Origin of the sequence: Rhizobium chutanense, assembly GCF_002531935.1 — a bacterium.
Taxonomy (GTDB): Bacteria; Pseudomonadota; Alphaproteobacteria; order Rhizobiales; family Rhizobiaceae; genus Rhizobium; species Rhizobium chutanense.
In genome coordinates this window covers 1-9,296 of sequence record NZ_NWSV01000060.1, presented here as the reverse complement: position 1 = coordinate 9,296, position 9,296 = coordinate 1, and the positions used below count along the sequence as shown (strand labels likewise).

Here is a 9,296-nt window from a genome sequence, read left to right as displayed (position 1 = left end):
AGCCATGTGGACAAAACCAAAAGCCCCACCCGCCAACAGCAGTGATCACCGTCGCAAAAGCCACCAAACAGGCGCGCATTTGCTATCGGAATCTAGGCGGAGTCGCGCAGCTTCAGTTCGAAGGGCAGGATGATATTTGCCGCGCCCTCGGCGGGATCGCCCGGCTCGCACACGAGGCTTGCAATCGCCGGTCCAAAATCGAAGGCCGGAACCCTGACGGTGGAAAGCCACGGCGCGAGCCACTCGTTCAACCTGTTGTCGTCAAAACCAAAAAGCACCAGGTCATCAGGGAAGCGCATCTGACGTTCAACTGCCGCGCGGTGCACACCATAGGCGATCATGTCGTTTCCGCAGAATACGGAGAAGCGGGTCCGCTCTTGAGAGAGCAACTCCCTACCAACCTCGTAACCGCCTTCCATGGTAAAGGCCGTTTCGAAATGTCGCACGGTCGTCTTACGTCCCAGCCCGTCGAGGAATCCCTGAAGACGCTCGCTGCTTCCCGAAAATTCTCGTGGGCCGGAGATCGCGACGCAATTTTCGTATTCTCGGTCCCGGAAATAGCGACCGACGTCGTGACCGGCCGCATAGTTGTCGATGCCGACATAGGGCGCCAATACCCCCTCTGCCGGACGACGGTTGACGAAGATAAGATTGTTCTGCCGTCCGGCCATCTCGCGCAGTTGCGGCGTATCGATCGCGCCTTGGAGGATGATGGCCCTTGCCCGCAGACCGAGAGCGTCCGTCAACAGCCGATCCTGTTGCTTCGGATCTTCCGCGGCATTCGCCAAAACCATCGACAGCCCGTATTCTTTAAGCGCCTTTTCCACGGACGCTGCGACGTCTGCGGTAAAATGGTTCGTCGCATCCGGAACGAGCATCACCACCACGCGGCTCCTGGAAAGCCGCAAAGATCGCCCGATTTCCGAGGGTGTATAGCCGAGCGCTTCCGCAGCGTTGCGAACGCTTTCCAGCGTGTCAGGGGCTATTGCGCCGGCCTTGCCGCTAAAATACCGCGAAACGGTTGCCGTCGACACACCCGACAGGCGCGCAACATCCCGTACAGTGGGTGGCTTCGTCATCTCTAAATTGCTCGTTCAACATGTAACAGTGCAACGGCAACGCGCATCAGCCACCGCGTCACCATTTGACCAGCTAGAACGAAGCGCGTCAACGATCGGAAATCGGTTTCGCACCGGTCAGTTCATCCATCAGAGGAGAAGTCGTCTTGTTGTCGTCGGCAGCCGCCTTAGCATGGAAAGGGCTGGATGTCCGGGTCTTGGAGGGTTGGAAACCGGCTGCGGTGCGCCGGTGCGCAGCGATTGCTCGATTGCGACGAGAACCTTGAGATCTGCCAATCCCTCCTCGCCGTCCGGTTCCGGACGTGTTCCGGTGAGGATGCATTGTGAGAAATATTGGACCTGCCCGGCGAACTGGTCGTGAATGTCATAGGATATGTGATCGATATTGCGCTTCGTCTTCACGATGAGCCGAGAAGGCGTGTCGAAGCGGAAGCCGTTCTCCATGATCAATTCGCCCTCGGTTCCAGCGACCCGATAAGTGTCGACATCGAAAACCCCGAAGCTGCAGAAGAATTGCGCCAGCCGGTTCTGCGGGAAGCGCAAGGTGACAGCTATACTCGCATCGATCTCCTCGAACCGCTGGTCGTTTTGCGGTCTTGCCGCCATCGCAAACACCTCGACAGGCTCTGCCTCGAAGACGTGCCGAGCGGCATTGATGCAATAAATGCCGATATCCTGAAGCGGCCCGCCCCAGAACTCGTTCTTCAGACGATGATTGCCGGTTTGCGACTGGAAGCCGAACGATGCGGAAAAGGAGATCGGCTCTCCAATCTTTCCCGCGCGCAAAACATCAAGAGCCGCTAACGTCGCCGGTTCGTTGTGAAGCCGGTAACTCGTCATCAAAAGCACGTCGTTTCGAGCGGCTGCGTCAATCATCGCGATCGCCTCTTTCTCAGAAATGGCGATCGGCTTTTCGACCATCACATGCTTGCCCGCGTTGGCGGCGCGGACCGCAAAGTCATGGTGCATCGGATTGGGAACCGCGATGTAAACGGCATCGACGACATCCTGACGGAGCAGCGCATCGAAGTCTTGATAGTCGCAGACATGGTCGATGCTGAAAAACGCCGCAAGCTGGGCGGCGCCCTCCCGATTGCCCGAAATGATCGCCGTAACGCGAGAATTGCCCGTTTGCGGGACCGCCGGCAAGAATGCCTCCTGGGAGATCCATCCGGCCCCGACCACGGCATATCTTACCGGCATCAACATTCTCGCACCTCTTCTTATCAGCCTGGGATCAGCGATAGAGCGCCGGAACCGCTTCGGGGACCAGTTTTGCGTCAACGCCGTTCGCCATGGCGGCAACGATTTCATCGGCTATCTTCGTGGTCAGATAACCGTCCCAGGCACTCGCCCCCTCGCCCGGAAGCTGGCTGCGTATGCTTTTGACCCATTGATCGAGCTGAGCAATGTAGGCGTTTCGAAAACGCGGGATCCAATTGTCGGGATATGTGCCTCTCGAGAAACCGGAGAGATTTTCCGTGACTAGGCGCGGCGTGATCGTCTGCAGCGTCCCCTTCTGGCCGACCAGTTCCGCATGGACGTGGTAGCCATATCCGCAGTTCATGAACACCTCGGTCGAGACGACTTCACCTCGGTCGGTCTCCATCGTGATCAGCAGCGGATCGCCTGCGCCGAGCGAACGCACATGAGCCGAGACCATCTCAGAGCCGAGCAACCAGCGGCTCGCGTCGATTTCGTGGACGAAAGCGTTGGTCACCGACATCGGCCCGGCGAACCAAGTGGGCACAACCGGATTGCGGTGCACATTGTGCAGGATGAGGGGTGAGCCGATCGCGCCTTCGTCCTTTAGCCGCTTCATCTCGGCATAAGCCGGATCGAAACGGCGCATGTAACCCACCTGAACCAGTCGACGCGAAGCCTTGATCTCCGCTTCGACGACGCCGCGGGCTTCCGCGGCCGTTGTTGCCAGCGGCTTTTCGCAAAGCACCGGCTTGCCTTGCTCGATGCAGGCCAGGACAAGACTGGCATGGGTGATATCAGGCGCGGCGATGACAACGGCATCTGTCCGGTCGGAACGGATGAGTTCAAGAGCATCCGTCGTCACCCAAACGCCGCCTGCCGCCTGGCGCGCCCGCGCCACGTCAGCGTCGCAGACGCCGGAAAGATGCGCTCCAGGCGTCGCTTCCCTCAGAATACGGGCATGCTCCGAGCCCATGACACCGGCGCCAATCACTCCAACGGCCAAACTCATTGCATACTCCTTCGGATGTTCGATATCTGTATGAGCGAAAGATTCTGCGGAAGCCAATGCCTCCAACCACCTTTGACGGGAGCAATGTTAACGTTTACATATTTGGGGGAAATTTCCGAGCAATTGGCGTCATTTGTCTCAATCAATCAGATTTTGCACGGATGTCAACGATAACATACTGTTTCTGACGGAGCGGGATCATGTTTAGCCTACGCAGTCTGGAAGTCTTCTACTGGGCGGCCCACCTTCACAGCTTCTCACGGGCCGCGGAAAAACTGAACACCACGCAGCCGGGCGTCTCGCAACGGATAAGTGCGCTGGAAAATCTGGTTGGTGAGCCGCTCATCAATAGAACGAGCAAGCCGATCACGCTGACAAGCGTCGGACGAGTCCTCTACGGTCACGCCGAAGTGGTGCTGCGACAGGTTTCTGCGATGGAGAAGGATCTCGCCCTCAACAAAAAAACCCAACGTCGCGTTCGGCTTGGCGTTTCGGAAACAATTGTTCAAACATGGCTCGCAACATTTCTCGAACAGTCGTCGCGCGAGTTTTCGAACATCGACTTCGACATCACCGTCGACGTGACGCCACCCATGCTGCGGGGGTTGCAAGAAGGCGAAATCGATATGGCCCTCGCACTGGGGCCCTCTATCGTGGACGGTTTCACGCAGCGAAAGCTCAACGACTTCCCGCTGCATTTCTATGCGAGACCGGGACTTCTTGAGGGCGAAGCGCTCACTTATGCGAATGCCGCTGGCTTTCCGATATTGACCTACCCTCGAAACACTTATCCATATGAATATCTACGCGACATGCTGCTTCGAAATACGGAACGGCCGCCGCGGATATTCACCAACTCCTCGATCTCCACGATTGAAAAGATGGCGCTCGACGGAGTCGGTATTGCACTCGTGGCGGAAGGCTCCTTGCGTACCGACACGCAGAACCATGACCTCGAGAAGCTGTCGACCGACATCGTCCTACCACCGTTGAGCTTCTATGCATTTTATCCTCTTGGCGTGGGCGGAGAAATTCTCGGAGAGCTTGCGCGGATCGCTGAAACGACTGCTGACAGCTATGCTCGCGGCGTGAGGTGACGCGCGGCCATTCGTTTCCGTTATACCAACTGATGCAATAATATAATTTCACATTAAGTGGGCGGAGCGCTTCAATCCCTGGCAAGCATCTGGGAGCTTGAAGTGACCGTACAAATTTCCATATCCTATGACGAACCGACCGAAGCTGCGATAGAGGCGGCACGCGAGCGCATTGCGACGCATGCATTGAAGACGCCGCTGCTCACCAATGAGGTGCTCGATAAAGCCCTCGGCGCCCGCGTTTTCATCAAGCCTGAAAATCTGCAGCATTCGGGTTCGTTCAAGTTGCGGGGCGCCCTCAACCGCGCGCTTCAGCTGTCGCCGCAACAGCGTCAGGGCGGCATCGTCGCCTGGTCGTCGGGCAACCATGGCCTTGCCATATCCTATGTCGCGAAGAAGCTCGGAATCAAGGCGACCGTCCTTATGCCGCAGGAGGCTCCAAAGACCAAAATCGATGGTGTCCGGAAGAACGGCGCCACGGTTCGCCTCTACGACAAAACGAAGGAGGTTCGCGAGGAAATCGGCGCGCAGATAGCCGCGGATACCGGCGCCGTTATCGTCCCTCCCTACGACGACCCCTTCGTGATTGTAGGTCAAGCTACGCTTGGGGCGGAGATCGCCGAGCAGGTGCGCGACATCGGGCAGGATCTCGATCTGGCGCTCTTTCCCTGTTCGGGGGGAGGCCTTGTCTCAGGTGCTGCCTGCGGCATTCATTCGCTGGTGCCGCGGACGGAGGTCTATAGCGTCGAGCCCGCCGGTTTCGACGGAATGGCCCTTTCCCTTGCGGCCGGAGCGGCCACGCGGGCGCCTGCACTGGGGGCGTCGATTTGCGATGCGCTGCTCGTCCCGATCCCCGGCCAGTTGACTTTCCCGATTTGCCGCAAGCACTTGGCGGCCGGCGTTTCGGTGACCGACGAGGACGTGAGGGCAGCGATGCGGTTCGCTTATGGCGAGCTCAAGCTCGTCGTTGAGCCGGGCGGCGCGGTGGCTCTGGCTGCCCTACTGGCAGGTAAGGTCAAAGTTGCCGGCAAGTGCGTCGCCATCCTCCTGAGCGGAGGTAATGTGGATGCGGACAAATTTGCGAACATCATTAGCAGCCAGAATTGAGGGGTCTCATCATGCTTGACTTGGAAAGTGCAAAGGGCAGGAACATCGCCCAAACCATCGAAAACTTCATGACGCTCGACCTGACTGGTGTCGGTCTGATCGGCAAGATTTACCAGGCGCTCCAGGCGCGCCAGCCCGGACCGGCCTGCATGGCGGGCGCCAAGATCATTTGTGATCGTGTTCGCGAGCATCGCGGCCCCGTGATCATCGCGACCGGATTTCCCGAAGGTGCCGGCGTGCCCGAAACCGATGGCCCTGTTGGCGCTGCGCTTTTGGCGCGCGCTCTTTTTCTGGGCCTCGGCGTCGAAACGATTATCCTGACCGACAACGATTGGGTCGAGATGACCGTGGGAACCTGCCGTGGCGCGGGTCTGGCTCCCCTTCCCTTTCCCGATGACGGCATCATCAAGCCGGTCGACTTCGTCCGTCCCGTCTATATCCGCGCCGTGCCGAAGGAAGCATCGGGCTGCCAGGCAATCACCGATGCACTTCTCGAGATCACCAGACCGTCCCTCGTCATCGCCATCGAGCGGCCCGGCCGGAACGATCGCGGCTTGTACCACGGTCTCGGCGGTCGTCCTCTCGATGGCATGGTTGCCGATCTTGATCAGTTCTTCCTGCGCGCAAAAGCCGAAAAAATACCGTTTCTTGCGATCGGCGACGGCGGCAACGAACTCGGCATGGGCGTCATCGGCGAGGAACTCAAGAGCTTTTCTCCCAAGGCGAAGGACAGCGGCCATCCCGGGCGCGGTGGGGTTGCGGCTGCGACCGCCGCAGATCATCTGATCGTGTCGAACGTCTCCAATTGGGGGGCGACCGGTCTTATCGCTGCCCTGTCGGCGTTCCTTGAGAAGCCATCCATTTTTCATGATGGCGATCTCGAACGCAGATGCATCGAGCAATGTGTTTCCTTCGGTGGTGTAGACGGCATGTTCATGGGACCAGAGCCGGCGGTGGACGGTATCGCTGCGGCTGAATGGGCAGGGCTTGTGACCACTCTCAGGAACACGCTCGAGCGGCTGGCCGGCCGCGTGACTGGCTGGAAGGGTGACAGTGGCGATTGGCGTCAGCTGAAATGAAGACAGGTGGCCGATGAACTCCGTCGACAGGCAGTTGGCGAAGCTCGGTCTTGAGCTTCCCGAAACCAATCCGCCGCAGGGCAACTATCGTCCCTTCGTGCGAGCCGGATCACTCCTGTTCATCGCCGGGCAGGGCCCTCGCAAGGGTGGCGAACTTGTTTTCAAAGGCATCGTGGGCGATACGGTCACGTTGGAGGATGCGCGCCAAGCCGCGAGGCTGTGCGCCCTCAACATCGTCACTCACGTCAAGACTGCTTGTGACGGCGACTTTGATAAGGTGAAGGGGTTCGTTCGTCTGGCAGGCTTGGTCCGATGCGCAGCTGAATTCGAAGACCAGGCGAAGGTTTTGAATGCTGCATCGGACCTTATCTGCGAACTCTTTGGCGAACGAGGACCGCATGCGCGAATTGCGTCGGGAACGCATGCTCTTCCGTCAGGAATGGCGGTTGAGATTGAAGCCGTCGTTGAGCTCGTCAATTGAGAATTGGGAATAGCCGCCCTCAGCGGCTATTCCTGCTTTGCAACTTCGTCTGGGGTGGTCGTGCGTTTCAACCTGCCCATTGGCGCCGAGAGCATGGCGCGCGAGACGATGGTCGCCTGTTCGGCAATCGCGTCCAGATCCGCGGCGTCACCATTCCATTGGCCCCAATTGCTGCCAGCATCGAGCATTGACATGATCATATTGACCCTGCCGCGATCAACCGTGTATCCGATCGCCGCAGCGCTCGCCTGAAAAAGGCCAGCGCAAAGATCGAGCCAATCATCGATCTCCTGCCGGAACTCCACTTCCAAAAAGCCACCAACTCGGTCCATCCGCACCAGCAGATCCCAAAGGTCGCTGGCCGGGATGCTTATCTGAGACCGCGCTACCGCCGACACCAACGCATCCCAAAATAGCTCGGGTTCGGAGATCTTATCGATAGCTTGCAGTATGCTGTAACCCCAGTTCGAGTAATGCCAACGGAGCGACTGGCAGACAATTTCACTGCGACCGTCAGGAAAATGGAAATAAATGCTTGCAGCCTTGACACTTGCCTCCTTGGCAAGGGTTCTCATCGTGACAGCCGAATAGCCTTCAATGCTCGCAAGCCTCAAGAAAACCTCGAGGATTCTCTTCCGTCCGGCCGTCAGTTCGGACCAATCACAACTGTCCAGATGTTGTTTGAAGCGGTTCCGAGCGTCGCATAACAACGTGGGGAGGGTCATCGAATTTCCAATCCGGCGCGATGACTATGGTTTCCCATAGCCGAGATCGATCTCGACCAGCCCCCGAATTCCTCCAACGCGACACCCTTTCCCATTCTCTTCATTCCCGTCAGCTCAAAATGGATCGCGGGCAGCCGCCAGCCACCCTCCGTCCATGACATAATCGCTTCCGTGAACATAGTCCGCATCGTCGCTTCCCAGAAATGCAGCAAGCTTGGCGATCTCTCCCGGCTGGCACCAGCGTCTTGCAGGCACTTTGCTGATTGCAAGGTCCATGTCGGGCGAAGCGGCGTTGTGTTCGGGCAACGCCAAAGGCGTTGCGGTTGCGCCCGGGCAAATGGAATTAACTCGGATCCCGCGCGCACCATATTCAAACGTCAGCTGGCGAGTGAGACCGATCACACCGTGCTTAGAGGCCGTATACGCAGAACCACCTCCGGCCGCGCTGAACCCTGATGTTGAAGAGGTGTTGATAATTGCGCCTTTCCCTTGAGACAGCATCTGCGGAATGACCGCGCGCGCCATCAGAAACGGACCGGTCAGATTGACTGCCAAGACCCTATTCCACTCGGCGAGACTGACTTCGTGAGCCGTCGCATGACCATCAAGAATACCTGCATTATTGCAAAGAAGATCGACACGCCCCCAGCGAGAGATGACGGCGTCCACGCCTCGCTTGGCGCTGTCCTGGTCGCTGACATCGACTTGAAGCGCAAAGGCCATCGATGGATCGCTCAACCCATCGACGGTTTCTTTCGCGCGCTCCAAATTGATGTCCATCGCAGCAACCCGCGCACCTCGGGAGACGAATTCCCCGACCATGGCTCGTCCCATGCCGGATCCCGCTCCCGTGATGATAACAACCTTATTCTCGTAGTCATTCATGATAGTGCTCTCAGAGTTGTGGGTTTCAGACATTGTTTGACCGGCGCCTTCAGGCGCCGCCCCGCTTGATGGTCTTTACGATTTCGTCGTTGACGGTTGATGCGGCTTCCATCTGGGGCATGTGGCCGGTCCCGGGGATGTTGACGAAGGTCGCATTGGCGGGGATTTCGCCTTGCTGCGGCACGGGCACGATCTGGTCCTGGTCACCCCAGATCAGTGTGACCGGGCATGACAGGCCATTGAGCGTGGCGCCGATCGATTGCTTCTGGCCGCCGTCGTCGGCAATGGCGTCGGCAATGGCCGAGAGTGCTTCCGGAACACCTTCCAGCCGCTTGAAGCGCAACGTGCCCTCGACCATGTCGTTGGTGATCTTGGACGGATCGGCAAACAGCCGCTCCAGGACGTTCTGCAGCGGGCGCCGGCGTTCTGCTGCGATGAAGTCGGTGAGGAAGTCCCGGCTGATCTGCTTGCTCAGGCCGATCGGTGCGATCAGCGTCAACGATCCGATGCGCGAGGGCAGACGTGCTGCCAGAGCCGCAGCAATGGCGCCACCGAAGGAGTGCGCGACCAGATGGATCTTTCCAGAAGCGATCGGGGTGACCGCCTCTTGGATCGCTACGGCAATCTC

At 58.6% G+C, this 9,296-nt stretch carries 10 protein-coding genes; 4 read left to right on the top strand and 6 right to left on the bottom strand.

Annotated elements, in window-relative coordinates; all coding sequences use genetic code 11:
* Positions 1–92: 92 nt before the first annotated feature.
* From CO666_RS33075 to CO666_RS33065, 3 genes are all read right to left on the bottom strand, one after another.
* Positions 93–1,079, bottom strand: a complete 987-nt coding sequence (locus tag CO666_RS33075; RefSeq protein ID WP_097616147.1) for a LacI family DNA-binding transcriptional regulator — start codon at positions 1,077–1,079, stop codon at positions 93–95.
* 129 nt (positions 1,080–1,208) lie between these two features.
* Positions 1,209–2,282 carry a Gfo/Idh/MocA family protein gene (locus CO666_RS33070; RefSeq protein WP_280951848.1) on the bottom strand — a complete coding sequence of 358 codons (1,074 nt, stop codon included), beginning with the start codon at positions 2,280–2,282 and terminating at the stop codon, positions 1,209–1,211.
* A 34-nt stretch (positions 2,283–2,316) separates the two neighbouring features.
* Positions 2,317–3,294: a Gfo/Idh/MocA family protein gene (locus tag CO666_RS33065; protein ID WP_097616143.1), complete on the bottom strand. Its 978-nt coding sequence runs from the start codon at positions 3,292–3,294 to the stop codon at positions 2,317–2,319.
* A gap of 200 nt (positions 3,295–3,494) precedes the next feature.
* On the opposite strand from CO666_RS33065, the gene CO666_RS33060 reads away from it, so the two are divergent.
* The 4 genes from CO666_RS33060 (at position 3,495) to CO666_RS33045 (ending at position 7,058) form a co-directional block, all read left to right on the top strand.
* Positions 3,495–4,391 (top strand): LysR family transcriptional regulator, encoded by an 897-nt coding sequence (locus CO666_RS33060; RefSeq protein WP_097616141.1) that lies wholly within the window; start codon positions 3,495–3,497, stop codon positions 4,389–4,391.
* A gap of 102 nt (positions 4,392–4,493) precedes the next feature.
* Positions 4,494–5,498, top strand: a complete 1,005-nt coding sequence (locus CO666_RS33055) for a threonine ammonia-lyase (RefSeq protein ID WP_245436920.1) — start codon at positions 4,494–4,496, stop codon at positions 5,496–5,498.
* Between the two features lie 11 nt (positions 5,499–5,509).
* Complete coding sequence (locus tag CO666_RS33050) at positions 5,510–6,577, top strand: glutamate cyclase domain-containing protein (RefSeq protein WP_097616138.1); 1,068 nt, start codon at positions 5,510–5,512, stop codon at positions 6,575–6,577.
* A gap of 13 nt (positions 6,578–6,590) precedes the next feature.
* Complete coding sequence (locus tag CO666_RS33045) at positions 6,591–7,058, top strand: RidA family protein (RefSeq protein ID WP_097616136.1); 468 nt, start codon at positions 6,591–6,593, stop codon at positions 7,056–7,058.
* A gap of 26 nt (positions 7,059–7,084) precedes the next feature.
* Here the strand turns inward: CO666_RS33045 and CO666_RS33040 are convergent, their stop codons facing one another.
* From CO666_RS33040 to CO666_RS33030, 3 genes are all read right to left on the bottom strand, one after another.
* Complete coding sequence (locus CO666_RS33040; RefSeq protein WP_097616134.1) at positions 7,085–7,783, bottom strand: TetR/AcrR family transcriptional regulator; 699 nt, start codon at positions 7,781–7,783, stop codon at positions 7,085–7,087.
* A 114-nt stretch (positions 7,784–7,897) separates the two neighbouring features.
* Entirely contained in the window at positions 7,898–8,668 is a 771-nt protein-coding gene (locus CO666_RS33035; protein ID WP_097616132.1) for an SDR family NAD(P)-dependent oxidoreductase, read from the bottom strand.
* Between the two features lie 49 nt (positions 8,669–8,717).
* A partial coding sequence (locus CO666_RS33030; RefSeq protein WP_143540421.1) for an alpha/beta fold hydrolase occupies positions 8,718–9,296 on the bottom strand: 579 nt, incomplete at its 5' end.